Below are 22,800 nucleotides of genomic sequence, written 5' to 3'. Positions count from 1 at the left end.
CGCAGCCGGGCGATCGCCTCGGCGCTGGTCGGCTTGACCGCGTCCGCGACCTCCAGGACGGCCCGGGCCTCGCCGTCCCAGCCCACCGCGATCGCAGTCCGCCCGGCCGCCTCGGCGGCGCGCTTGGCCGCGGCCAGGCCCTCCGGCAGGTACTGCGACCAGTCGTTCAGCAGCGCCTCCCGGCCGGCGACCACCGCGTGGCCGTCCACCACGCCCTGGACGCCCAGGCCCGGCACGTTCTCGAAGCCCTCGACCGCGGGCAGCTCACCGGCCTCGGCGGCGGCGGTGGCGATCGCCCGGGCGATCGGGTGCTCGGAGGCGTGCTCCAGGGCGCCGGCCAGGCGCAGTGCCTCGGCCTCGGTGACGCCCTCGGCGGTGTGCACGGCGAGCAGGGCCATCCGGCCGGTGGTGACGGTGCCGGTCTTGTCCAGGACGATGGTGTCGACCTTGCGGGTGGACTCCAGCACCTCCGGGCCCTTGATCAGGACGCCCAGTTGGGCGCCGCGGCCGGTGCCGACCAGCAGCGCGGTCGGGGTGGCCAGGCCCAGGGCGCACGGGCAGGCGATGATCAGCACCGCGACCGCTGCCGTGAAGGCGGCGGTCCAGCCCTCGCCGGTGCCCAGCCAGTAGCCGAGGGTGGCCACCGCCAGGACGATCACGATCGGGACGAAGACGGCGGAGATCCGGTCGGCGAGGCGCTGGGCGGCGGCCTTGCCGTTCTGCGCGTCCTCGACCAGCCGGGCCATCCGGGACAGCTGGGTGTCCGCGCCGATCCGGGTGGCCTCGACCACCAGCCGGCCGCCGGCGTTGACGGTGGCGCCGGTGACCTGGTCGCCGACGCCGACCTCGACCGGCACGGACTCGCCGGTGAGCATCGAGGCGTCCACCGCCGAGCCCCCCTCGACCACCACGCCGTCGGTGGCGATCTTCTCGCCCGGCCGCACCACGAACCGGTCGCCCACGGCCAGGCCGCCGACCGGGATCCGGACCTCGGCCCCGCCGCGCAGCACGGTGACGTCCTTGGCGCCCAGTTCCAGCAGCGCCCTGAGCGCGGCGCCCGCGGTCCGCTTGGAGCGGGCCTCGAAGTAGCGGCCGGCCAGGATGAAGGCGGTGACGCCGGCCGCCGCCTCCAGGTAGATGTTCGACGGGCCGTCGCTGCGGGCGATGGTCAGCTCGAAGCCGTGCCGCATGCCCGGCATTCCGGCGTCGCCGAGGAACAGCGCCCACAGGGACCAGAGGAACGCGGCGCCGGTGCCGAGCGAGACCAGGGTGTCCATGGTCGCGGCGCCGTGCTTGAGGTTGGTCCAGGCGGCGCGGTGGAACGGCCAGGCGGCGTAGGTGACCACCGGCGAGGCCAGCACCAGCGACAGCCACTGCCAGTTGTCGAACTGCAGGGCCGGCACCATCGCCATCGCGATCACCGGCACCGCGAGCGCCACGGCCGTGACCAGCCGCTGGCGCAGCGGGGCGAGTTCGTCGACCGGCTCGGCCTGCCCGGCTTGCCCGGTCGGGCCTTCGGCGGCCGGCGGCTTCGGCAGCGCGGCGCTGTAGCCGGTGGCCTCGACGGTGGCGATCAGGTCGGCGACGTCGACGCCCGCGGGGAAGGCGACCTTCGCCTTCTCGGTGGCGTAGTTGACGCTCGCCGAGACGCCGTCCATCCGGTTGAGCTTCTTCTCGATGCGGGCCGCGCACGAGGCGCAGGTCATGCCGCCGATCGAGAGTTCCACCTCCGTGGAGGCGGGTGCCTGGGTGGTCATCGTTGCTCCTCGTGACAGTCGTCGTTCCGGGGACGTACTGAGCGTCTCCGGTCCGACCTTCATACCCTCGGGGGGTATCGGTCGGCGTCGGGTTCCTTTATACCCCCTAGGGGTACCCAGAACAAGCGGATACCCCCAGCAGGTATCCTCCGGGGTCGGCGATCCGCCCCGCCCGAAACCCCAGGGAGGTACCCACCGCCGGGCGTCAGTGCCGGTCGTGCCGGTGCCCGTCCCCGGCCGCGGGCTCGCCGCCCATCATCCGGAGCATGGCGCGGCCGCCGGTGCGCAGGAAGCGGGCGAGCAGGGCGGCGGCGAGGAGCAGGAAGGCGATGTTCAGCCAGGTCGTGTAGTTCCACTCGATGCCCGCCATCGGGATCTCGGCCTCGCGCTGGTCGGGGACCAGGCCGAGCGCGCCGAAGAGGAACTCGACGGTGTAGCCGGCCACCACCATGGCCGCGTAGAAGGTGCCGAGCAGGAACAGGGCCGTCCGACGCCCGTAGTACTTCCGGTAGATGTTGAGGATCGGCAGGATCAGCAGGTCCGCGAAGATGAACGCGACGACCCCGCCGAAGCTGATCCCGCCCTTCCACAGCACCACCGCGAGCGGCACGTTGCCGATCGAGCAGACGAAGGACGCCATCGCCACCAGCGGGCCGACCAGCGGACCCCACAGCCGGCCGGCGAGCGGGTGGTCGGCGAAGAAGAAGGCCTGCCAGAAGGAGTCCGGCACCCAGGCGGCGATGGCACCGGCGATGAGCAGCCCGAGGACGAGGTCCTTGAGGATCGCCGCCCACTCCATCACGAACACGTGCGACACGGCCGTGACGCCCTGCCGGGACAGCAGCCGCCGGGCGAAGGAGCCCTCCCCGGCGACGGACATGTCCATCGCCGCGTGGCCCTCCATCGAGCCGGCCAGGCCGCGTTCGGCCTGGGCGCGGGCCTCACGCAGCAGCCGGTCGCGCAGCAGCAGCCGGAAGAGCAGGGCGAGGACGAGGATCATCACCGGCCCGCCGACGAACTCGGCCGCCGTGAACTGCCAGCCGAGCAACAGGGCCAGGATGACGCCGAGTTCGACGACCAGATTGGTCGAGGCGATCTCGAAGGCCATCGCGGCGGTGAAGTCCGCGCCCTTGCGGAACAGCGAGCGGGCAAGGGCCACGGCCGCGTACGAGCAGGAGGAGGAGGCCGCGCCGAGGAGGGCGGCGACGCCGAGGGTGCGGGGGCGGTCGTCGCCGAGCAGCCGGACGACGGTGGACTTGCGGACGACGGCCTGGACGACGGCGGAGAGCAGGAAGCCGAGGATCAGCGCCCAGGCGATCTCCCAGGTCATCGATCCGGCGATGGACAGCGCGTGCAGGATCGCGTGCATGGTGGGTCCGCCTTCCCTGGTGCCCCGGGTTCGCCAGCGCCGAGCACCATATACCCGTACCGGGTATTACCCCTCGCACCTCGCCGGGGGCCCGGCCGCTCCCCCGCCGGACCCCTGTCAGACCTCCGTCAGGCCGCCGCCAGCGGGGCCGACGACTGCGCCGCCCGGTCCAGCCCGAGGTTGCGGTGGATCTCCAGGGCGGCGGTGGAGCGGTTCAGCGTGATGAAGTGCAGGCCGGGCGCACCCTCGCGGAGCAGGCGCTCGGCCATCCGGGTGGCGTGGTCGACGCCGATGCGGTGAGCGGTCGGCCGGTCGCCGCGGGCCGCCTCCAGCCGTGCGGCCAGGCCCGCCGGGAAGGAGGCACCGCTGAGTTCGGCGAAGCGGGCGATCTGGCGGACGTCGGTGGCCGGCATGATCTCCGGGATGACCGGGGTGTCACAGCCGGCCTCGGCGAGCCGGTCGCGCAGCCGCAGGTAGTGCTCGACGTCGAAGAACATCTGGGTGACGGCGTAGTCGGCGCCCGCCCGGCACTTGGCGACGAAGTGCCGGATGTCGTCCGCCCAGTCCGCCGAGCGCGGGTGGCGCTCCGGGAAGGCCGCCACCCCGACCGTGAACGCGCCGCAGCCCTTGACCAGTTCGACCAGTTCGGCGGCGTGCCGCAGGCCCCGGGGGTGCGGCTCCCAGGCGCCGTTCGGGTTGCCGGGCGGGTCGCCGCGCAGGGCGAGGACGTCGCGGATCCCGACGTCCGCGTAGCGCCGCAGGACGGCCTGGAGCTCGGCGGTGGAGTGGCCGACGGCGGTCAGGTGGGCCACCGGCCGCAGCGTGGTCTGGGCGGCGATCCGCTCGGTGGTCTCGATGGTGCGGTCGCGCGAGGAGCCGCCGGCGCCGTAGGTGACGGAGACGAAGGTCGGCGCGACCGCCTCCACCCGCCGGATCGCGGCCCACAGGGAGCGCTCACCGGCGTCGTCCTTGGCGGGGAAGAACTCGAAGGAGTACGTCCGCTCGCCGGCCGCCAGGATCTCGCGCAGTCCGCGCGGGCCGCGCGCTCCGGGTCGGGTGGTGTGGTCCATGGGGTGTCACCTCGGGTGATGGGGGTCGGCCGCCTGCCGGGGCCGGCCGCCGGGATGCGGGCGGCCGCTTCCACCCTGCCGGAAGGGCGCAACGAGATTGCCACAAGGATCAGTTGACGATCGGTCGAGTCCGTTTCACGGCCATCGCGAGCGACGCCCTCAGTTACCCCTGGGGGGTATGGTACGTTCTCCAGGCGAAGCGGCCGACCGCACCTGCGGCCGGCGCCGGGCACTGATGACAGGAGCACCCCCATGTCCGAGACCACCGTCACCGTCGAGTCCCCCGCCACCGGGACCGCCACCGAGACCGCCGCCTCCTGCTGCGGCTCCTGCGGCACCGGCGCCACCGGGGCCACCGGGGCCACCGCCACCGGAACCGCCGGGCGGGCCGTCTTCCAGGTCAAGGGCATGACCTGCGGCCACTGCGTCACCTCGGTGACCGCCGAACTGCGGAAGATCGACGGCATCACCGACGTCGCCGTGGACCTCGCCACCGGCGAGGTCACCGTCGACAGCACCCTGCCGCTCGCCGACGAGGCCGTCGCCGCCGCCATCGACGAGGCCGGCTACGACCTGGTCGGCCGCCTCGGCTAGGTCGCACCAGCCGAACGCCCCCGACGGCAGGACCGTCGGGGGCATTCGACTTACGGGGTGGGGGTATGCCCGGCGGGATGCGCCCGGCGGGATGCGCGCCGGACAGGCCCCGGTGAAACCCTGACCGGAGGAGTTGAAATCGCTACCATCGGGACCAACGGGACAAGCAGCAGCGGAATCCAACGATCTACGTAAATACGACAGTTGGATTCTCATCCCGCGCCGGACCGCCGACCCCGAAGGGACCCATGTCCACCGCCGCACCCGCCCTCCCCCCGTTGCACCGACTCCCCGTCACCCCCGCCCAGCCGCCCCACCCCACCACCCTCCCCGACGGCACCCCCGCCTGGCTGGTCACCCGCTACCACGACGTCCGCCAGACCCTCACCGACCCCCGCTTCACCCGCGGCGACCTGGCCACCGTCGGCACCCCCGGCGGCGGCGCCGACGTCTCCAGCAACCCGGCTTCGATGTTCAACCAGGACGGGCCGGAACACCGCCGGCTGCGCAGCACCGTCCAACGGGCCTTCACCGCACGCGCCATCGCCGGCTGGCAGCCCTGGGTCGCGGAGGGCGTCCAGCAGGCCGTCGACGCCCTCGCGGCCGGCGGCACCCCCGCCGACCTGGTCACCGCCTTCACCCGGCCGGTGCCCTTCGCCGTCACCAGCCGCCTGATGGGGCTCGACGGCGACGGCCCGGACCACCTCGACGAGCAACGGCTCCGCCGCTGGACCAGGGCGATCCTCGCCGACGGCACCCCGGCCGACGGCGGCGACGCGGCCGACGGCGCCCTGGACCCGGCCGAGGCGCTCGCCGAATACGCCGCCTACACCGGCGAGTTGATCGCCCGCCGGCGCCACCACCCCGGCGAGGACCTGGTCAGCCGCCTCGTCCAGGCCGCCGACCAGGACGGCGGCGTCCCCGAGGAATCACTCGTCTACCTGGTCTGCGGGCTCACCGCCAGCGGCAACGAGAGCGTCACCGGCGCCCTCGGCAACGCCCTCGTCTACCTGCTCGGCGAACGCCCCGAGGACTGGCCCCGCCTCGCCGATCCCGACACCACCGAACGCGTCACCGAACGCCTCCTGCACTTCATCCCGCTCGGCGACGACGAGGCCACCACCCGGCGCGCCACCGAACCGGTCGACCTCGGCGGCGTCCACATCCCCGCCGGCGCCGTCCTCGCCGTCAGCCTCGGCAGTGCCAACCGCGACGCCGCCGTCTTCCCCGACGGCCTCGACGCCGGCCTCGACCACCCCCTGCCCGCCCCGACCCTCGCCTTCAGCGCCGGCCCCCACTACTGCCTCGGCGCCTGGCGGATGCGCCTGGAAATGCGCGAATCCCTCCGCCGCCTCGCCACCGCCCTCCCGGGCCTGCGCCTCACCACCCCCGTCGACCGGCTCACCTGGCAACTCGGCACCACCACCCGCAGCCCCGCCCAGCTGCCGGTCACCTGGTAGCCGGGGGCGCCGGGCCGCCCGCAGCGAGCAGCCCGCGTCGACCCCCGGGCCGTCGCGGGCGAACCGTCCTCAACCCCAGAGCTGCTCGCCCAACGTGGCGCCCTCGGGGGCGCCGGGCAGGACGTAGGCGACGGCGGAGGCCTGGTGCTGGACGAACGGGTTGAGGGCGTCGCGGGTGGCGAGGCGGGTCTGGACGCGGGTGAACTGGGCGGGGTCGCGCATGAAGGCGCAGAAGAGCAGGCCGCGGTCGTCCGGGCCGTCGTCGTAGCTGTAGCCGCGGCGGAGCATGCGTGCGCCGCCGTCGAGGCGGGGGCTGCTGAGCCGGACGTGGGCGGTGGCGGGGATGACGTAGGAGCCGTCCGGGTTCTTGGCGTAGACGTCCGGTTCGTCGTGTTCGGCGCTGCCGGTGAGCGGGGCGCCGTCGCCCGCGCGGCGGCCGATGGCCAGGTCGCGCCGGTCCGCGGGGAGGGCCGCGAAGGCGGCGACGTCCATCCGGATCCGCCGGTAGACCAGGACGGTGCCGTTCTCGTGCGCGCCCGCCGGGCCCCAGACCCACTGCCGGGCGGTCGGCTCGTCGGGGTTGGCGGTGCCGTCCTTGAAGCCGAACAGGTTGCGGGCGGTGCTGCCCGGGGCGGTGGCGGGCAGGAAGCCGGACTGGCTCCAGCGGGGCGTGGCCCCGGCGGCGCGGGCGGCGGTGGTGGCGAGTTCGGCGACGACGGTCAGCGTCCAGCGGTCGGCGCCGCAGAGTTGGAGGAGGACGTCGCCGCCGCCGCGCGCCGGGTCGAGGCGGTCGCCGGCGAAGGCCGGCAGGTCGGCGAGCGCGGCCGGGACGTTCAGGCCGAGCCGGGCGGCGAGGTCGGGGCCGACGCCCACCAGGCTGGTGAGCCGGGCCGGTTCGGCGCCCTGGAGCCGCAGGTCCGGCGACGTCCCGGCGGTCGCGGCGGCCAGCAGCCGGGTGAGCTCCGCGAGCAGGCCGCGCAGGGCGTCCCGGCCGCCGGCGGTGGTCGCGGGTGCGAGGTCGAAGGCCAGCAGCTGGGTGGCGGGTTGCGGGGGTGTGGTCACGCCGGCCTGGCGGGGGCCGTGGAAGAGAGGCGCCGGGCCGGGCGGCGGGGCCGCCGGGTGCTGCGCGGAGCCGTCGTGGCCGCCGTGCGCCAACGCCTGGACGCCGGCGCCGAGTCCGGCGGCGAGCACCGCCCCGGCCGCGAGCAGCGCCCTCCGCTCGACACCGGGTCCGGCGGCTTCCGTCTGTTTCCGCACTTTTCCGGTTTCGGCATGCATGGGCGACATTGGAGACGATAGAACACCTCTCATGCAAATCCTGATGATGCGTCATTTCACTCGGCGGCCCTCACCTGCACGTGCCACGAGACCCCTGCGACGGCTGTCCGCGGCGCTGCTCGCCACCACCCTGGCGCTGGCCGGCTGCGCGGCATCGGGCTCCTCCTCCGACGAGGCCCGCCATCCGGCCGGTACGGTCATCCAGGTCCCGGAGGACTTCCCCACCGTGCAGCAGGCCGTGGACGTCGCGCGCGAGGGCGAAACCGTGCTGGTCCACCCGGGCGTGTACCCGGAGAGCGTCCGGATCACCAAGCCGCGCATCGTCCTGCGCGGGACGGACCGCAACACCGTCGTCCTCAACGGCGGGGTGCGCCTCGTCAACGGCATCACCGTCACCGGCGCCGGCTCGGTGGTGGAGAACCTCACCGTGCACGGCTACCTCGCCAACGGCGTCCTGTTCACCGGCGTCACCGACGAGCACCTGCAACGGCACGGCGCCGGCGGCTCCGCGTACGACCCGCTGGACACCAACCGCTTCCCGCCCGTCCAGGGCTTCCGGGCCTCCCGGGTGACGGCCTACGACAACGGCCTGTACGGCATCTACGCCTTCGACGCGCGCGGCGGCGTGATCGAGGACTCCTACGCCTCCGGGCAGGCCGACTCCGGGATCTACGTCGGCCAGTGCAAGCCCTGCGACACCCTCGTGCACGGCAACACCGTGGAGCGCAACGCGGTCGGCATCGAGCTGACCAACGCCTCCGACGGGCTCAGCATCCTCGGCAACCGGGTGGTCGGCAACCGGGTCGGCGTGACGGTGAACTCCAACGACCTGGAGTCCCTCGCCCCGCAGCACGGCGCGGTGATCGCCGGAAACGTGATCACCGACAACAACGCCGCCGACACCCCGGAGCAGGCGGACGGCGGCTTCGGCATCGGCCTCGGGATCGGCGGCGGCACCGCGAACCAGGTGCTGCGCAACCTCGTCCAGGGGAACCGCGCCGCCGGGATCATCGTCACCGACCCGCCCGGGCACCCGGCGAGCGGCAACCGCGTCGAGGGCAACCGCGCCACGGGCAACGGCGTCGACCTCGTACTGGCCTCCACCGACCCCGGCAACTGCTTCACCGGCAACACGCCCGACACCCAGAGCCCGGACCAGTTGGAGGGCCAGGCGGCGTGCGGGGCACAGGGCCGCGGCCCGCTCCCCGGCGGGCGGCCCGCCACCGTCATGGCGCCGCCCGGCGTGCCGTTCCACCAGGTGCAGGCCCCGGCCGCGCAGCCCTCCCTGCCCGACCCGTCGGCGCCGGGCCGGCCGGCGACGGACCTGCCGGGGCCCGTCGACCCGGACCGCTACGCCCTGCCCACGGACGCCGCCGCCGTACCGCAACCCCGGTGAGCCCGGGCCCCGGTGAGCCGCAGCCCCGGCGGCCTCGGGGCCTCACCCGGCGGCCCACGGCGCCTCCGGCATCCGCACGCCGTCCTGCCGCCCGGTGAGGTCGACGGTCGTCGGGGTGCCCAGGCCGGACATCCGCATGGTGACCCGGCGCAGCGAGCCGTCGCCGTCGACCCAGTAGGTGAGCGGCGACGGCCCGCCGTCCGGGGCCGCGCCCTGGGCGCGCGGGCCGGAGAAGCGGTCGTAGTCGCGGCCGTCGATGCGGTCCCGGCCGAGCAGGCGCGCCCCGGACTGGGCGAGCAGCAGCGGGTTGTCCGGCCGGTCGGCGCCGAGGCGGACCAGCAGGCCGAGCCCGGCGTCCAGCGGGTCCGCCGTGTAGGAGCGCGGCGACCAGCCGGAGCGGGGGACGTGCTCGGCCTGCTCCCAGGCGGGGCCGGAGCCGGCCGGCTCCGGGGCCAGCCCGAGGCCGTCGCCGTCCCAGATGATCAGGCCGTGGTCGAGCTGGCCCGAGGCCCCGGAGACCTGGTAGCGGCCCACCCCCCGGCGGGTGCGGTAGTCCACCACCCCCTCCACCCGGATCTGCACGCCGCCGCCCTCCGCCGCGGTGAGCGCCACCGCCGCCGGGCTGGCCTGGTACAGCGTCAGCCGGGACAGCGCCAGCCGGGACGCCTCGTCCATGGTCACCGCCCGTTCCTCCGGTTCGCCCCAGGCCGTCACCCCGAGGGCCGTGGCCCCGGCGACCACCACCGCGCCGACCACCCCGACGAGCAGGCCCAGCCGCGCCCTCTTCCCGATCTTCCTACGGGCCATCTGGCAGCCCTCCTCCTGGTCAGCACCGTCGTACTGGTCGTGACCGTCGTACTTGTCGTCACTGTCGTGCGAACGAGCGGCGGGCGGGCCCGTGGCATGACTCGCGCCACGGGCCCGCCCCTCCTCACCGCTTCCTACTGGTGCCGCGCCCTGCGCTTACGGGCGACGAAGACCAGCGCACCGCCGGACGCCACCAGCACCGCGCCGCCGACGATCCCCAGCGGCACCAGGGCGTTGGCCCCGGTGTTGGGCAGCTGTCCCCCGGGCGGGGGCAGCGGGTTCACCGTCGACGGGCTCGGCGACTCCGTCGGCCCCGGCGGCGTGGTCGGCTCCGGCGCGCTCGGCGAACTCGACGGGCTCGGCGGGCTCGACGAGTTGGTCGGCGTCGGCGTCGGGGTCGGCGTCGGGGTGGGCAGCAGCTTGTTGACCGCCGTCACCGAGACACCGTCCGCGAGGTTGTCGGAGGTCAGCGCCAGCGGACCGAACACGGTGGTGTCCGGAGCCGCGTAGCCGTCGGGCGGGCTGAGCTCCTGCCAGTAGTACGTCCCCGGCACCCCGGCGCCCTGGCAGAGGCCGTCGGCGCCGGTCGTACAGGGCCCGCCCACCGCCGTGTCGGGCTTGTCACCGCCGGTCTGCAACCCGTCGGTGCCGTTGGTGTCGTGCCACAGCTGGAACTTCGCCCCCGCCAGCGGCTTGCCGTCCTGGTCGTGCTTGACCAGGCGCAGCGCGCCCTCCTGCTGCCGGAACCCGAAGTCGAAGGTGTGGTCGTTCTCGCCCGGCCCGCCGGTGCTCAGCGCCCGTTCGGGGAACTTCGCGCCGGGCGGCACCAGGCCCTTGGAATCGATGAAGTGGTTGTCGCCGACGTCCGCGTCGGTGGGCACCCACTGGTAGAGCGGCCCGCCCTTGGCGTAGTCCGCCGGGTTGTCGAGCCGGATCGTGTACTTGGTCCTCGGCTTGAGGCCGCCGGTGACGTTCGAGTCGTCGAAGTAGTACTCTCCGCGCTTCGTCGTCTTCGTCGTGCCGACCAGCTTGCCCGACTCGTCGTAGAGGTGGACGGTCGCGCCCTCGACGGGGCGCTGGCCCGGGTTCTGGATGCCCTTGCGCTCGGGGTCGTACCAGACCCGGTTGCCGATCTGCAACGGAGCCTGGTCGCAGAGCACCTCCAGGTCGCCCATCGAGGCGCCCTTGCCGAACGGCGCGATCACCCCGGCCGGGTTGAGCCGGAAGCCGAACTGCGGGTCCTGCTGGCCGTTCGCCCGCTGGAGGAACGACGTGCCGTACCCGAGGGCGGTGTGGTTGGGGTCGAAGGCGGAGACCGCGACGGTGCTCTCGACCTTGGAGAGCGCCATTCCGGCGAACGCCGTGTTGCGGTGGCCGCCCCAGGTCGTGTCGAAGAACCGGGTGCCCCGGGGAGCGAGCCCGCAGCCGTTGTTGGTGTCCATCACGTACGTGCCGTTCGCCCGGCAGGCCTTGTTCAGGTCACCGCCGGACATGACGACGGCGACGGAGCCCGGCGCCGGGGAGCCCGGCGCGCGGTCGCCGAAGCGGTCGCGGAAGGCCAGCAGCATCGAGCCGTCGGTCTCGAACGTGATCTCGCCCAACTCGGGTTCGGGTTGGGCGATGGTGTAGTTGCCGCACGGCCGACCGTTCTGCGTGGTCGGGTAGGTGCTCGTCCACGGGAACCAGCCCGCACCGTCGCACGGGCCCGAGCCGACGGTGGACTGGCGCGGGTAGTCCAGCGGCTGGTCCAGCACCGGCTTGGCGAACACGCCGGTGGCGAGGTCGAAGGGCAGGACCACCGCGCGCAGGTCGGTGAGCTTGCCGGTGGACTCGCCGGAGCACACTCCGCCGAGGTAGCCGGTGCCGTCCTGGAGGCCGAGGCCGAACGGACGCCAGTCCCCCGCCGCCGGGCAGCCCGGGTCGGGGATCGGGTAGGAGGCCGTCGGGCTCCCGGCGGCCGCCACGGTGGCGTTGTAGCGGTAGAGCTTGCGGTCGTTGAGGTTGACGACGAACAGGTCCTTGCCGTCGTCGGTGATCTTGATGCCGCCGAGGCTCTCCTTGCCCGGTGTGTCGAGGAAGGCGTCGTCGGTGCCGCCGCCGTGGGCCGTCGAGCCCGCGTTCGGGACGGTGGTGAACAGCGTCGTCTTCTTCTGCGCGATGTCGGTGACGTAGATCGCGCCGGCACCGCCCGGACCGTAGTCGGTGGTGCGCTTGGCCACCGCCGAGGAGAACAGCCGCCGGTCGGCCTTGTTCCAGGCGATGCCGTACAGCGTGCCGGTATCGGCGTTGGTGGCGAGGTTCGTGGCGGTCACGCCCTCGCCGTCCTGGCCGCGCGCGCTGTACGGGAAGGAGACCAGCGTGCGCTGGGCCCCGCCCTCGCGGTCCATCGGCTGGCAGGCCGTGACCAGCGGGGCGTTCTTCTGGCAGTAGTCACCGGGGTTCCAGAGCCCGGTGGTGTACGCCACGTTCTTGCCACCCGAGAGGTCGACGAACTCCTCGTTGCTGCTCAGCTGGGTCGGCGCGCCGTCCAGCCCCTGCCGGGAGGCGAACGCCGGGAACAGCACCCCGGGCTTCGGATTCACCACCTGCACCCGGTACTTGCCCCCGGACGGCTTGGCCGCCGCCGGGGCCAGGGTGACCGTCCCGTCGGCCGCCGTCACCCCCTCGATCGCCAGCCCGGCGTCATCCGTGAGCGTCACTTTCACGCCCGCGAGCCCTGGCTCCAGGGCCGGTGTCCACACTCCGCTGGTGTCCACCGCCCGGATCACCCGGACGGTCACCGTCCCGTCGCCGGGCTGTGGAAAGGCCGCCGGCGCCGTCACCAGCGCCGCAGCGGACAATCCCATCGTCAGCGCCGCGACCTGCGCGACGCACCTCGTTCGCTGCCTCGTTCTTCCCAATGTCCCGCTCTCATCATCGACGGGTTATCACACCCGGGCTGATCAGGAGTCATCAGCAGATCGGCAATCTTAGCTCTCCGCAAGGGAATTGACGAAACTTCATGTGCACGCGTGACAAGAGCGCCACACCCACTCCACCACCAGTTCGAATCCGGACCCGTTCGTCCGATACCGGCCGCCATGCTCGAAAACAGCACCTTCAGCCCGATTTCGTCCGAACAAGACGGTGGGGCGCGGGGACAGCCCAGGACGCAGGGACGGGGGTGCGGGAGCGGGCGGGGCGGGGCGAGGCGGGCCGGGGCGAGGCGGGCCGGGGCAGCGGCCGGAGCACGCCGGCGCGCGACCCTGTCAGACCGGGCGGGTAGCGTGGCAGACGTGCCCCAGGTGTCCCGAGTCCCCCTACCCGATCTCGTCCGACTGCGGCGGGCCCGCGACCGGATGGACCGCGACTACGCCCAGCCACTGGACGTGTCGGCGCTGGCGCACACCGCGCTGATGTCGCCGGGCCACTTCTCCCGCAGCTTCCGCGCCGCCTTCGGCGAGACCCCGTACGGCTACCTCATGACCCGCCGGATCGAGCGGGCCAAGGCGCTGCTGCGGCGCGGCGACCTGAGCGTGACGGAGGTCTGCATGGCGGTCGGCTGCACCTCGCTGGGCTCGTTCAGCTCGCGGTTCACCCAGCTGGTCGGCGAGACCCCCAGCGCGTACCGGGCCCGGGACCACGGCCACGCCGCCGCCCTCCCGGCCTGCGTCGCCAAGGTCCACACCCGGCCGGCCAGGACCGGGGAGGCGGGCGACCCCACTGGCCCGCAGCCCGGCTCCGACCGGGCTCGGCAGTAGCCCCGGACCCTAGGGCGAGTCAGACACGCCTCAGGGCGTGTCCTCCGGATCCGGCTCCGGGGGCAGGCCCACCTCCTCGCGGTCCTCCTCCGTGCGCTCGTCGAGCTCCTCCTCGTCGGGCCGCCGGGGCAGACCGCGCCCGTGCCCGGTGTCCGGGTCGCCTTCGACGTCCTTGTTGGACTTGTGGTGCGACATGGCGCCTCCTCGCCCCCGATTCCGCCGGTACCTTCCCACTCAAACGCGCGCCCCGGGCACCCGCAAGCCGGGGCCGCGATCACGGGGCGCCCCGCCCAGCGCCTCGGGGAACGCCGCCGACTCGAACTGAGCCCGCTGGTCGGCGTCCAGCCGCAGCACGTCCACGAGCAGCCGCACCGTCTCCCGTCGGGGCCGCAGCGCCCCGCCCCGCTCCAGATTGCGCACCGCGCGAACACTCAGCGTGGCGAGGTCGGCCAGTTGCTGCTGGGTCAGGCCCCGGTGCTTCCGGTGTCCGTGCAGCATGTCGCCAAATCGCATCTTTCCCGACCTTTCCCTGTCCGCGTCAGCCGGCTGCTCTAGCCTTCGTAACGCGACCGGAGAACCGTCGGGTTCAACGGCCGAGCGGTGTGAAGTCCGGCTTCGGCCACCGCCCTTGACTTCCTGTCACCATCGATCGTGGGAACCCGTCGGTCCGCCGCCTCACCCGCGTCCGGGCAGCCCCCGGCCGTCGCCCCCCGTCACGGCTCCGCCCGCTCCGGTGCGCGTTGCAGGCGGAACGCGTCCGCGAGGACCGCCTGGGCCAGCACCCGGGCCGGGCCGCGCGCCGTGGTGCGCCCCGTGGTGAGGGCGAACTCGGTGGTACCGAGGTTGGGCAGGCCCGGCTGGTCGGGCAGCACCCGCAGGCCCGACGGGATCAGGCTGCGGGCGTGCGGCACCACCCCGAGGCCGGCCAGCGCGGCGGCCCGGACCCCGGAGAGGCTGGTGCTGGTGCAGGCGATCCGCCAGGGCCGCCCGTCACGCTCGCAGACCTCCAGGGCGCGGACCCGGGTGAAGCTGGGCGGCGGGTAGACGATCAGCGGCAGCGGCTCGGCCGGGTCCGTCCGGAAGTCCTCCGCCGCGATCCACACCAGCTTGTCCTGCCAGACCAGTTGGCCCTGCGAGCCACCGCCGGGCGGGCGTTTGCCGAGCACCAGGTCGAGCCGTCCGTCGGCCAGTTGCTCGTAGAGCACGGCGCTGAGGCCGACGGTGAGTTCGAGGTCGACCTGGGGGTTGCTCCGCCGGAAGCTCCGCAGGATCTGCGGCAGCTCGGTGTGGACGAAGTCCTCCGAGGCGCCGAACCGCACCCGCCCGCGCACCTGCGTCTGCGCGAAGTAGCCGAGCGCCTGCTCGTGCGCCTCCAGGATCGTCCGGGCGAAGCCGAGCATGGCCTCGCCCTCGCTGGTGAGCTGCACCGAGTGGGTGTCGCGCAGGAAGAGCTGCCGGTCGGCGGCCGTCTCCAGCCGCCGTACGTGCTGGCTGACCGTCGACTGCCGCAGCCCCAGCCGCTGGGCGGCCCGGGTGAAGCCGCCGGTCTGGGCCACCGCGAGGAAGGACCTCAACTGCACCGGATCGAACACCTGGCCATTCTATCCGCTGATATCACAGATCATGATGACAGTGAGTGCCGCCAGCGGGATTCACAATCACCCCGGCGGACGGCAGGCTGAGGCCATCCCACCCGAACCGCCACCGCGGAGAACCATGCCTCGCCCGAACCGTCCGCTCCGCTCCCACCTGCCCCGGCGCTCCGCCCGCCTCCGGGTCGACCCGTTCATCGCCGCCCTGCTGGGCACCGTGGCAGTGGCCGCCCTGCTCCCCGCCCGCGGCGCCGCCGCACCGGCCTTCTCCGACGCCGCCACCGGCGCGGTCGCCGTCCTGTTCTTCCTCTACGGCGCCCGGCTCTCCGCCCGCGAGGCCTGGGAGGGGCTCAAGCAGTGGCGGCTGCACGGCACCGTGCTCGCGGTCACCTTCGGCCTCTTTCCCCTCCTCGGGGTGGCCGCCCACCTGCTGGTGCCGGCGGTGCTGTCGCCGCAGCTCTACCAGGGCCTGCTGTTCCTGACCCTGCTGCCCTCCACCGTGCAGTCCTCGATCGCCTTCACCTCCATCGCCCGCGGCAACACGGCCGCGGCCGTCTGCAGCGCGACCTTCTCCAGCCTCTTCGGCATCGTCCTGACCCCGCTGCTCGCCGCCGTGCTCCTGCACACCAAGGGCGGTGTCTCGCCGGGCACCGTGCTGGAGATCGCCGAGCAACTCCTCCTCCCCTTCGCCGCCGGCCAGGTGCTGCGCCGCTGGATCGCCGCCTGGATGGCCCGCCACCGCGCCGTCCTCGGCCTGGTCGACCGCGGCTCGATCCTGCTGGTCGTCTACAGCGCCTTCAGCGCCGCCGTGGTGGGCGGGGTGTGGGGCGCCCTCTCCCTGCCCCGGCTGGCGGCCCTGCTGGGGGCGGAGGCGGCGCTGCTGGCGCTGGTCCTGACCACGACGCTGCTGGTCGGCCGCCGGCTCGGGTTCGGCCGGGCCGACCTGATCGCGATCGTCTTCTGCGGCTCCAAGAAGAGCCTGGCCAGCGGCGTCCCGATGGCCACCGTCCTCTTCCCGGGCCCGGCGGCCGGGCTGATGGTGCTGCCACTGATGCTCTTCCACCAACTGCAACTGATGGTCTGCGCCGTCCTGGCCCGCCGCTGGGGCGCGCAGGCCGAGAGCGCCGGGGCCACGGCGCAGCCGGCGGCCGCACCGGCCCTCGACCACGCGGCCTGACGGGCTCCGCGCGCCCTCAGAGGCCGACGACGTCGACGGCCTGCGGGCCCTTGCGGCCCTGCTCGATCTGGAACTCGACCCGCTGCCCCTCCTCCAGGGTCCGGTACCCGAGCCCGACGATGGACGAGAAGTGGACGAAGAGGTCCGGACCGGGGACGTCCGGCACGATGAACCCGAACCCCTTCTCGGCGTTGAACCACTTCACCGTGCCGAAGTTGATCAAGGCGCGCCGGCCCTCCGCTGCCCGCCCGGCCACCGCCTGCCCGGTGTCCGCCCACGCCGGGGCGCCGACCGCCGCCAGGGCGCCGACGGCGACGACCGACGCGCACACCATGGCCGCCACGCGGCCGCGCACAAGGACGAGAGGGGACATCACAAGCCTCCTGGCGGGAGAAGGACCGGGCCGTTCAGCAGGGGCACGCGCGACTGATCGCGTACTCACGGTGTCCGCCGATACTCCGTCCCGCAAGCCCAGACGACCGACCGGGCGGTCTTCCGTCCCAGCCACCCACGGGCCCGCGAGGCCGGGCCCCGGTTCTGGACCATTCGAGGCCCATCGGCGGGGTTCCCGGGATGGCGACGGCCGGGATCCGTCGCGCCGTGCCACCGTCACCCTTCGACCTCGCCCTTCGACGCCCTTCGGCCCGCCTCGCCCCGCGTGCGGGCCGCACCCCTCCGGTCCGACGAAAGAAAGGGAACCCACGTGTCCGTACGCCGAAGCGTTGTGACCGTGTCCGCCGTCCTCGCCGCACTGTCCACCGGCGTGACCCCGGCCGCCGACGCCGCCCCGACGGCCGCCGCGGAAATCCTGAACTGCACCGTGAACGCCGCCGTCACCTTCAGCCCGCCACTCTCGGCCGACCCGCAGGCCACCACCATGGCGATCGGCGGGACGGCGAGCGGGTGCACGGGCTCACTGGACGGCCCGACGGCCGTGACGGGCGGCACCGTCACCGCGACGCTCAGGTTCGGCGCGATCAGCTGCAGCCCGGCGACGCCGCCGGCACTGGCACCGGGCTCCTCGGCGACCTTCACCTGGAACCTGCAGGACGGCACGCAGGCGAGCAGCACCGTCACCGACATCGCCATCGTCGAGGTCGACGGCTCCGGGAGCCTCACCGGCACCGTCACCGCCTCCTCCACCCGCCTGGCCGGGGAGAAGCTGTCCGCGCTCGTGGACGTCACCAGCGCCCAGCCGCTCGTGGACAACTGCGTCGACGTCCTACTCGGAACCGGCCGGCCCATCGCCGACTCGACCCTGACCGCCGACCTCTCCTTCAGCTGACACCAGACCGTCCCGATGCGCGCCGGGCCCACCCCGCAAGTGGCGGGCCCGGCGCGCATTGACGCAACCACGGTACGGCGGCATGGGGTGGATCGCGTCGCCGAGCAGCGTCACCCGGCGCACGCCCCGGGGGCACGAAGGTCCTTCGCGCTCCACGGGGTCGGTACGCGCACCAGTGAGCGTCGTTCACGCCGATGGCGGCGGCCACCGCCCGGGCAGGAGTTCCTCCGGGCGCGACCGATCGGCGCCCTCCCGTGAGCCGGTCGGCGCGAGCACGTCCCCACGTGCGGAGGAATCGTGACCAGGTGCTGCATCGTCCAACTGCCCTTCCCGTCCACCCGCGACCCCGATGACCGGCTGTCCGCCTACTACCAGGACTACGACCGCCGCTTCCGCGCCTTCCTCCCGGAGTACTTCATCCCGTCCGACGGGCTCTGGGAGATTCCGCTCTGGGTCGCGCACCTGACCGCCCTGCTGGACAGCACCGCGATCGACTCCTGCTTCGTCGACCTGTCCCGCACCCCTGCCGACAGCGAGGCCTGCGGCGCTCCGATCCTGGCGGCGACGGCACCCGGCGATCTCGTCCTGTTCTCGCCGCTGGCCCAGAACTTCCGGCTCGCCCTGGACCTCGCGGGCGAACTGGAACGCGCCGGGCGGCGCGTCGTCCTGGGCGGGAACATGGCCCCGCTGGCGCCCGAGGGCTCCGTGCACGCCGTGCACCGCGGGCAGCTCGACACCGGTTTCGCGGCCGTCCTGGTCGAGTTGGCCTCGGGGCGGGGCGGCCGTACGGAGAAGCGGGCCGCCCTCGGGCTGGTGGCCGAGCCCATCACCTGGGCACCGGACTACCGCCATCTGGACGGCTACAGCGGCAAGGTGCCGATGCTGCGGCTCAACGCCAGCCACGGCTGCCTGTACAAGTGCGCCTTCTGCGGGGACGCCTGGAGCAAGCAACTCACCCTGGTGGGGAGCAGCGCCCTCCGCGCCGAAGTGGACCAGCTCGCCGACCGCTTCCCGGACACCCGGCTCGTCTACGTCGGCGACAAGACCTTCGGGCAGTCCCGGGAGGCGGTCCGCAACCTACTGGAGGTGTTCCGCGACCGCCCCGGCTACAAGTTCATCGTGCAGACCCACGTCCTCCAGGTGAAGGAGTGGGTCATCGAGGCGATGCTCGAACTCGGCGTCGTGGCAGTCGAGCTGGGCTTCGAGTCGGCCGACTCCCAGATGCTCAAACGGCTCGGCAAGCTGTCCCGCGGACTCGACGACTACACCGAACGGATCCACGCGCTGAGCGACGCCGGCCTGAAGGTGGTCCTCAACATGATGGGCGGACTGGACGAGGAGACCGAGGAGTCCCACGCGCAGACCGTCCGGTGGCTGGAGGCGAACCGCCGGGCCCTGTGGCTCTTCAACCTCTACAACTTCGTCCCCTACCCGCTCACCCCCGACTTCCAGCGCCTGCGCGAGCGCATCTTCACCTGGGACTTCGCGCAGTGGCGGGAGGACGCCCCGGTGGTCTACCGGCCCAGCCACCTGACTCCGGAGCGCAGCTGGGAGCTCTTCCAGGAGAAGATCGCCGCCGCCCACCGCATCGTCCGCGCCCCCGTACCGGCCCACCCCAAGCACTCCACCAACTCCCCAAGGGAGACCGCATGAACCAGCCCCCCACCCAGCCCCCGTACCAGCTGCCCCACCAACCCCTCAGCCAACTCCCCTCCCAACTCCCCGACTTCGAGGCGCTCCACCGCAGCGTCAAACCCGAGGAGTTCGAGACCGACCCGCTGCCCGGGTGGGCCGGCCTCGCCACCCTGTTCGGTGCCCCCGCCGCGGACCGGGCGCAGGTCGACGTCGGGGAAGACGGCTGGGTGGCGGCCGGTGTCCCGTACGACGCGACCGCCAGCTCCCGCCCGGGCGCGGCCGAAGGGCCGCGCGCGATCCGGCAGGCGAGCCTGGTGTTCTCCAGCTACCTCACCAGCCTGGGCCAGTGGAAGATGCTGGACACCCGCAGCGGCCGGACGTTCCGCTACCGCGCCCCGCGCGTGGCCGACGCGGGGGACCTGCACATCTACCCGACCGACACCATCCGCACCTTCCAGGCGGTCGCCGCCGGGAGCCGGCGGCTGAGCGGATCGGCGCCGCGCCTGGTCTTCCTCAACGGGGACCACTCGACCACCTTCCCCACCTTCGCGGGCTTCCGCGCCGCCCGGGTGGACCGGGGCGCGCGGCGGGTGGGATTCATCAACATCGACCACCACTTCGACTTCGGGAACTGGAGCACCCTGCACGGGCCGCTCTACCACGGGTCGAACTCCCGCCGGATCAGCGAGCTCCCGGGGATGCACCCCGAGGACATCGCCTTCGTGGGCGTCGGCGACGTGACCAGGTACGACCAGTTCCGCGGCCTGCTCGACCGGGGCTTCCACGTGGTGCCCGGATCGCAGATCCTGCGCCAGGGCGCGGCCGCGGCCCTGCGCCCGCTCGTCGAGCAGCTCGGCGAGCGCTGCGACACCGTGTACGTGTCGCTCGACATCGACGTCCTCGACAGCGCCGTGGCGACCGGCACCGGCCACGTGACCATGGGCGGCATCGACACCGGACACCTCCTGGACGTCTACGAGGAGTTGCGCGCCCTGCCCGTGGAAGCCGTGGACATCGCGGAGGTGGCCCCCCGCTACGACCCCTCCGGCAGCACCGCGCAGCTCGCCGCCCGGCTGCTGTTCGAGTTCCTCTTCCGCAGCGAGAGCGCCGCACCCGACCTGGCCCCCTGGACCGACCCGCGCCAGGAGCCGTGATCCGTCCCGTCCCCTTTCAGGGCCTGGTCACGACATCGAGTAGCGCCCGGTGTCCACCCGCCGCCCCAACGCCAGGTACCCCGCCGCGGCCACCGTGCCGAGGACCGCGCAGCATCCCCAGAGGGCGCCCCGGCCGGCGTGGTCCAGCAGCAGCCCGCCGGCGACCGGCCCGAGGAAGGAGGCCGCCGACCAGGCCAGCGAGTTGACCCCCTGGTAGCGCCCGCGGGTGCTCGTCGCCGAGAGCTCGCTCACCAGGCTCATGCTCGTGGGTGCCTGAATCATCTCGCCGAGCGTCCAGACCCCCACGGTGGCGGCGTAGTAGAGGGCGGAGGAGCCCGCGAACGCGGTGAGGCCGAAGCCCGACCCGGTGAGCAGCGCGCTGACCAGCAGCAGCATCCCCCGGTGCTGGCCCTTCGTCAGGCGGGTCACCGGGATCTGCAACAGGACGATCAGCAGGCCGTTGATCCCGATCACCACTCCGTACTGCGTGCTGGTCAGCCCGGCCTTGCCCATGTCCACGGCGAGCGTCGTGTTGCCCTGCTGGAGCATCAGCCCGAAGGCGAAGGTCAGCCCGACCAGCGCCATGAAGCGCCGGTCCCGGAAGACCGTGCCCAGCCCGGCGCTCGGCCCACTCCCCGCTCCTTCCCCCACCCCTTCCCCCGGCCCTTCCCCCGGCCCGGCGGCGTCCCGCTGCGGCTCGACGGGCCGGGTCTCCGGGACCCTGGCGAAGACCACCACGGCGCAGAGCAGCGTGGACAGGGCGTCCACGAGGAACAGCACCCGGTAGTCGTGGGCGGCGACCAGCCCGGCCAGCGCGGCCGATACGCCGAACCCGATGTTGATCGCCCAGTAGTTCAGGGCGAAGGCACGAGCCCGGTCGGCGGCCGGCACCAGGTCCGCGATGATCGCGGACGTCGCCGGACGGGAGGCGTAACTGCTCAGACCGACCAGGAACGCCGTCGAGGCGATCGCCAACTGCCCGTCGGCGAAACCCAGGGCCGCCGTGGTGAGCGCGGTGAGCAGCTGGGCGGCCAGCAGGGTGGGCCGCCGGCCGATCCGGTCCGCCAGCACACCGCCGACCAGCGCGGCGATCGCCGAGCCGAGGCCGATGAGCGAGGCGACCACCCCCGCGTACGAGGCCGAATAGCCACGGTCCGCGGTGAGGTAGAGCGCCAGGAACGTGACCACACCGCCGAGCCGGTTGACCAGGGTCGCAGCCCAGAGCCACCAGAAGGCACCCGGGAGCCCGCCGAGCGACTCGGCGACCGAACGGTGGAACCGGACGATCGGACCGGCAGGGGCAGAAGCGGTCATGGGGCGGCTCCCGAGCGACGAACGCCCGTCAGACGGTGGCGACACCCGCCGGAACAACCACGCACCGAGACGGGGACCCAGGCGGCCAGGCCACCCGAACCGGCCCCATCCTGCCCTGCCCGAGCCACCCCCGCACGTCTCGGCGAGTCGCTCGATTCCCGCCCGCCCCCACCGACCCGAACGTCGCAGCGCCCCGCCCGCCCCGGGGACTACTCCGCGCCGGGCGCCGCGTGATGGATCTCGGTGATCCTCGCAGCCGCGTCGAACCCGAGGACCGGGTCGGGGCGGTCGGAGAGCAGGCTCTCGTACAGCGGCCGGTAATGGGCCACCTTCCGGGCCGTCCGACCGTCCGTCCCGAAGGCGGCGAGCAGGTCGCCGTCCCGGGCTGCGAAGCCGGTCATGGAGGTGTGGTCGATCCACACCTCCACACCCGCCCGGCCGAGGACCAGGCTGCTCTCCTTGCTGCTGGAGCCCGTGAGCCAGCTGCTGCGCAGACGTGCGGTGCCCGACTCGCCCCGGGACCGGTACTCGGCGGTGCACCACGCGCTGGCGCCGCCGTCCAGCTGCCGGGCGGAGGTGAGCGCCGTGAGGTCGACCAGGCGGGTGAGCATGCTGAGCTGGTTCACCCCGGAGTCCATCCAGCTGGAGCCGTAGGACTCATAGGCACCGGCGCCCTTGAGGACGTAGGGGTCGTAGAACGCGGAGGTGACGGCCGTGACGGGCCCCCACTCGGGGTGCTCGGCGAGCAGTTCCGCCGCCCAGCCGACCTCCGGCGAGAAGGCGAAGTGGTGCGCGGTGAACAACCGGCCCCGCACGTCGACCGCTTCGTCCAGCGCGCGAAGCCGCCCGAGCGAGGCGAGGTCGTGGACGAGGGGCTTCTCGACCAGCACCTTGGCCGTGGAGAGCCGGAGAGCCTGGGCCGCCAGCTCCGCGTGCGTGTGCGTGGGAGTGGCGAGCACGAGCAGATCGGGTCGGTGCTCCGCGAGCGCGTCGTCCAGGCCGGCGTAGTGACGCGGGGTGGTTCCACGGAACGAGGGCGGTTCCGGCCGGTTCGGATCGACCGTGAACTCGACCAGCACATCGTCCCGTTCGGCCAGGACCGCGAGATGGGTCTGCGCGATGGTGCCGACGCCGACAAGGCCGACGCTTACGAGGTCAGTCATCAGACTCTG

20 protein-coding genes are annotated in these 22,800 nt (G+C 73.4%); 8 read left to right on the top strand and 12 right to left on the bottom strand.

Features of this window, described 5'->3' with window-relative positions; genetic code table 11:
* The 3 genes from ACFV6D_RS13605 to metF form a co-directional block, all read right to left on the bottom strand.
* The coding region (locus ACFV6D_RS13605; protein WP_380559721.1) for a heavy metal translocating P-type ATPase at nucleotides 1-1,757 on the bottom strand (1,757 nt) is incomplete at its 3' end.
* A 205-nt stretch (nucleotides 1,758-1,962) separates the two neighbouring features.
* The gene (locus tag ACFV6D_RS13600) at nucleotides 1,963-3,126 is read right to left on the bottom strand and encodes a permease (protein WP_380559719.1); all 1,164 of its coding nucleotides are present in this window, start codon (nucleotides 3,124-3,126) and stop codon (nucleotides 1,963-1,965) included.
* A 128-nt stretch (nucleotides 3,127-3,254) separates the two neighbouring features.
* Nucleotides 3,255-4,196, bottom strand: coding sequence for a methylenetetrahydrofolate reductase [NAD(P)H] (gene metF / locus ACFV6D_RS13595; RefSeq protein ID WP_363378274.1), 942 nt, complete (start codon nucleotides 4,194-4,196; stop codon nucleotides 3,255-3,257).
* Nucleotides 4,197-4,448: 252 nt separating this feature from the next.
* Between metF and ACFV6D_RS13590 the strand changes: the two genes are divergently transcribed.
* Entirely contained in the window at nucleotides 4,449-4,790 is a 342-nt protein-coding gene (locus ACFV6D_RS13590; RefSeq protein ID WP_380559717.1) for a heavy-metal-associated domain-containing protein, read from the top strand.
* A gap of 248 nt (nucleotides 4,791-5,038) precedes the next feature.
* Entirely contained in the window at nucleotides 5,039-6,250 is a 1,212-nt protein-coding gene (locus ACFV6D_RS13585; RefSeq protein WP_380339745.1) for a cytochrome P450, read from the top strand.
* A gap of 69 nt (nucleotides 6,251-6,319) precedes the next feature.
* Here the strand turns inward: ACFV6D_RS13585 and ACFV6D_RS13580 are convergent, their stop codons facing one another.
* Nucleotides 6,320-7,507 (bottom strand): Dyp-type peroxidase, encoded by a 1,188-nt coding sequence (locus ACFV6D_RS13580; RefSeq protein WP_380559715.1) that lies wholly within the window; start codon nucleotides 7,505-7,507, stop codon nucleotides 6,320-6,322.
* 52 nt (nucleotides 7,508-7,559) lie between these two features.
* On the opposite strand from ACFV6D_RS13580, the gene ACFV6D_RS13575 reads away from it, so the two are divergent.
* The gene (locus ACFV6D_RS13575; RefSeq protein ID WP_380559713.1) at nucleotides 7,560-8,924 is read left to right on the top strand and encodes a right-handed parallel beta-helix repeat-containing protein; all 1,365 of its coding nucleotides are present in this window, start codon (nucleotides 7,560-7,562) and stop codon (nucleotides 8,922-8,924) included.
* A 42-nt stretch (nucleotides 8,925-8,966) separates the two neighbouring features.
* Here the strand turns inward: ACFV6D_RS13575 and ACFV6D_RS13570 are convergent, their stop codons facing one another.
* Nucleotides 8,967-9,731, bottom strand: a complete 765-nt coding sequence (locus ACFV6D_RS13570) for a hypothetical protein (protein ID WP_380486125.1) — start codon at nucleotides 9,729-9,731, stop codon at nucleotides 8,967-8,969.
* A 134-nt stretch (nucleotides 9,732-9,865) separates the two neighbouring features.
* The gene (locus tag ACFV6D_RS13565) at nucleotides 9,866-12,577 is read right to left on the bottom strand and encodes an SdrD B-like domain-containing protein (RefSeq protein WP_380559711.1); all 2,712 of its coding nucleotides are present in this window, start codon (nucleotides 12,575-12,577) and stop codon (nucleotides 9,866-9,868) included.
* A gap of 492 nt (nucleotides 12,578-13,069) precedes the next feature.
* On the opposite strand from ACFV6D_RS13565, the gene ACFV6D_RS13560 reads away from it, so the two are divergent.
* A complete protein-coding gene (locus ACFV6D_RS13560; RefSeq protein WP_380370795.1) occupies nucleotides 13,070-13,471 on the top strand; it encodes a helix-turn-helix transcriptional regulator in 402 nt (133 codons plus the stop codon).
* A 30-nt stretch (nucleotides 13,472-13,501) separates the two neighbouring features.
* Here ACFV6D_RS13560 and ACFV6D_RS13555 read toward each other — a convergent pair whose 3' ends face one another.
* The 3 genes from ACFV6D_RS13555 to ACFV6D_RS13545 all read right to left on the bottom strand — a co-directional run bounded on the left by ACFV6D_RS13555 (nucleotide 13,502) and on the right by ACFV6D_RS13545 (nucleotide 15,063).
* Nucleotides 13,502-13,666, bottom strand: a complete 165-nt coding sequence (locus ACFV6D_RS13555; protein WP_167745848.1) for a hypothetical protein — start codon at nucleotides 13,664-13,666, stop codon at nucleotides 13,502-13,504.
* Between the two features lie 39 nt (nucleotides 13,667-13,705).
* Complete coding sequence (locus ACFV6D_RS13550) at nucleotides 13,706-13,984, bottom strand: helix-turn-helix domain-containing protein (protein ID WP_380559709.1); 279 nt, start codon at nucleotides 13,982-13,984, stop codon at nucleotides 13,706-13,708.
* A gap of 200 nt (nucleotides 13,985-14,184) precedes the next feature.
* Nucleotides 14,185-15,063 carry a LysR substrate-binding domain-containing protein gene (locus ACFV6D_RS13545; protein ID WP_063346601.1) on the bottom strand — a complete coding sequence of 293 codons (879 nt, stop codon included), beginning with the start codon at nucleotides 15,061-15,063 and terminating at the stop codon, nucleotides 14,185-14,187.
* A 124-nt stretch (nucleotides 15,064-15,187) separates the two neighbouring features.
* Between ACFV6D_RS13545 and ACFV6D_RS13540 the strand changes: the two genes are divergently transcribed.
* The gene (locus ACFV6D_RS13540) at nucleotides 15,188-16,240 is read left to right on the top strand and encodes a bile acid:sodium symporter family protein (protein WP_380559707.1); all 1,053 of its coding nucleotides are present in this window, start codon (nucleotides 15,188-15,190) and stop codon (nucleotides 16,238-16,240) included.
* A 16-nt stretch (nucleotides 16,241-16,256) separates the two neighbouring features.
* Here ACFV6D_RS13540 and ACFV6D_RS13535 read toward each other — a convergent pair whose 3' ends face one another.
* Nucleotides 16,257-16,460 (bottom strand): cold-shock protein, encoded by a 204-nt coding sequence (locus tag ACFV6D_RS13535; RefSeq protein WP_380559728.1) that lies wholly within the window; start codon nucleotides 16,458-16,460, stop codon nucleotides 16,257-16,259.
* Between the two features lie 504 nt (nucleotides 16,461-16,964).
* On the opposite strand from ACFV6D_RS13535, the gene ACFV6D_RS13530 reads away from it, so the two are divergent.
* From ACFV6D_RS13530 to ACFV6D_RS13520, 3 genes are all read left to right on the top strand, one after another.
* Nucleotides 16,965-17,525, top strand: coding sequence for a hypothetical protein (locus ACFV6D_RS13530; RefSeq protein WP_380559705.1), 561 nt, complete (start codon nucleotides 16,965-16,967; stop codon nucleotides 17,523-17,525).
* Nucleotides 17,526-17,822: 297 nt separating this feature from the next.
* Nucleotides 17,823-19,178 (top strand): B12-binding domain-containing radical SAM protein, encoded by a 1,356-nt coding sequence (locus ACFV6D_RS13525; RefSeq protein ID WP_380559703.1) that lies wholly within the window; start codon nucleotides 17,823-17,825, stop codon nucleotides 19,176-19,178.
* Nucleotides 19,175-20,314, top strand: coding sequence for an arginase family protein (locus ACFV6D_RS13520; RefSeq protein WP_380559701.1), 1,140 nt, complete (start codon nucleotides 19,175-19,177; stop codon nucleotides 20,312-20,314). The genes ACFV6D_RS13525 and ACFV6D_RS13520 overlap by 4 nt, the downstream gene beginning before the upstream one ends.
* Nucleotides 20,315-20,341: 27 nt before the next feature.
* Here the strand turns inward: ACFV6D_RS13520 and ACFV6D_RS13515 are convergent, their stop codons facing one another.
* Together ACFV6D_RS13515 and ACFV6D_RS13510 are read right to left on the bottom strand one after the other, a co-directional pair.
* Nucleotides 20,342-21,628 carry an MDR family MFS transporter gene (locus ACFV6D_RS13515; protein ID WP_380559699.1) on the bottom strand — a complete coding sequence of 429 codons (1,287 nt, stop codon included), beginning with the start codon at nucleotides 21,626-21,628 and terminating at the stop codon, nucleotides 20,342-20,344.
* A gap of 209 nt (nucleotides 21,629-21,837) precedes the next feature.
* The gene (locus ACFV6D_RS13510) at nucleotides 21,838-22,791 is read right to left on the bottom strand and encodes a Gfo/Idh/MocA family oxidoreductase (protein ID WP_363378255.1); all 954 of its coding nucleotides are present in this window, start codon (nucleotides 22,789-22,791) and stop codon (nucleotides 21,838-21,840) included.
* Nucleotides 22,792-22,800 lie beyond the last annotated feature (9 nt).

The organism is Kitasatospora sp. NPDC059812 (assembly GCF_042732075.1).
Classification (GTDB): Bacteria; Actinomycetota; Actinomycetes; order Streptomycetales; family Streptomycetaceae; genus Kitasatospora.
Note: the sequence above shows the minus strand (reverse complement) of the source record. Positions and strands in the feature narration are given on the sequence as shown.

Coding starts and splice junctions, on each gene's coding strand:
- ACFV6D_RS13600 (WP_380559719.1), bottom strand. CDS start 3,126: ATGCACGCGATCCTGCACGCGCTGTCCATCGCCGGATCGATGACCTGG.
- metF (WP_363378274.1), bottom strand. CDS start 4,196: ATGGACCACACCACCCGACCCGGAGCGCGCGGCCCGCGCGGACTGCGC.
- ACFV6D_RS13590 (WP_380559717.1), top strand. CDS start 4,449: ATGTCCGAGACCACCGTCACCGTCGAGTCCCCCGCCACCGGGACCGCC.
- ACFV6D_RS13585 (WP_380339745.1), top strand. CDS start 5,039: ATGTCCACCGCCGCACCCGCCCTCCCCCCGTTGCACCGACTCCCCGTC.
- ACFV6D_RS13575 (WP_380559713.1), top strand. CDS start 7,560: ATGCAAATCCTGATGATGCGTCATTTCACTCGGCGGCCCTCACCTGCA.
- ACFV6D_RS13570 (WP_380486125.1), bottom strand. CDS start 9,731: ATGGCCCGTAGGAAGATCGGGAAGAGGGCGCGGCTGGGCCTGCTCGTC.
- ACFV6D_RS13565 (WP_380559711.1), bottom strand. CDS start 12,577: ATGGGATTGTCCGCTGCGGCGCTGGTGACGGCGCCGGCGGCCTTTCCA.
- ACFV6D_RS13560 (WP_380370795.1), top strand. CDS start 13,070: ATGGACCGCGACTACGCCCAGCCACTGGACGTGTCGGCGCTGGCGCAC.
- ACFV6D_RS13555 (WP_167745848.1), bottom strand. CDS start 13,666: ATGTCGCACCACAAGTCCAACAAGGACGTCGAAGGCGACCCGGACACC.
- ACFV6D_RS13550 (WP_380559709.1), bottom strand. CDS start 13,984: ATGCGATTTGGCGACATGCTGCACGGACACCGGAAGCACCGGGGCCTG.
- ACFV6D_RS13540 (WP_380559707.1), top strand. CDS start 15,188: ATGCCTCGCCCGAACCGTCCGCTCCGCTCCCACCTGCCCCGGCGCTCC.
- ACFV6D_RS13520 (WP_380559701.1), top strand. CDS start 19,175: ATGAACCAGCCCCCCACCCAGCCCCCGTACCAGCTGCCCCACCAACCC.
- ACFV6D_RS13515 (WP_380559699.1), bottom strand. CDS start 21,628: ATGACCGCTTCTGCCCCTGCCGGTCCGATCGTCCGGTTCCACCGTTCG.
- ACFV6D_RS13510 (WP_363378255.1), bottom strand. CDS start 22,791: ATGACTGACCTCGTAAGCGTCGGCCTTGTCGGCGTCGGCACCATCGCG.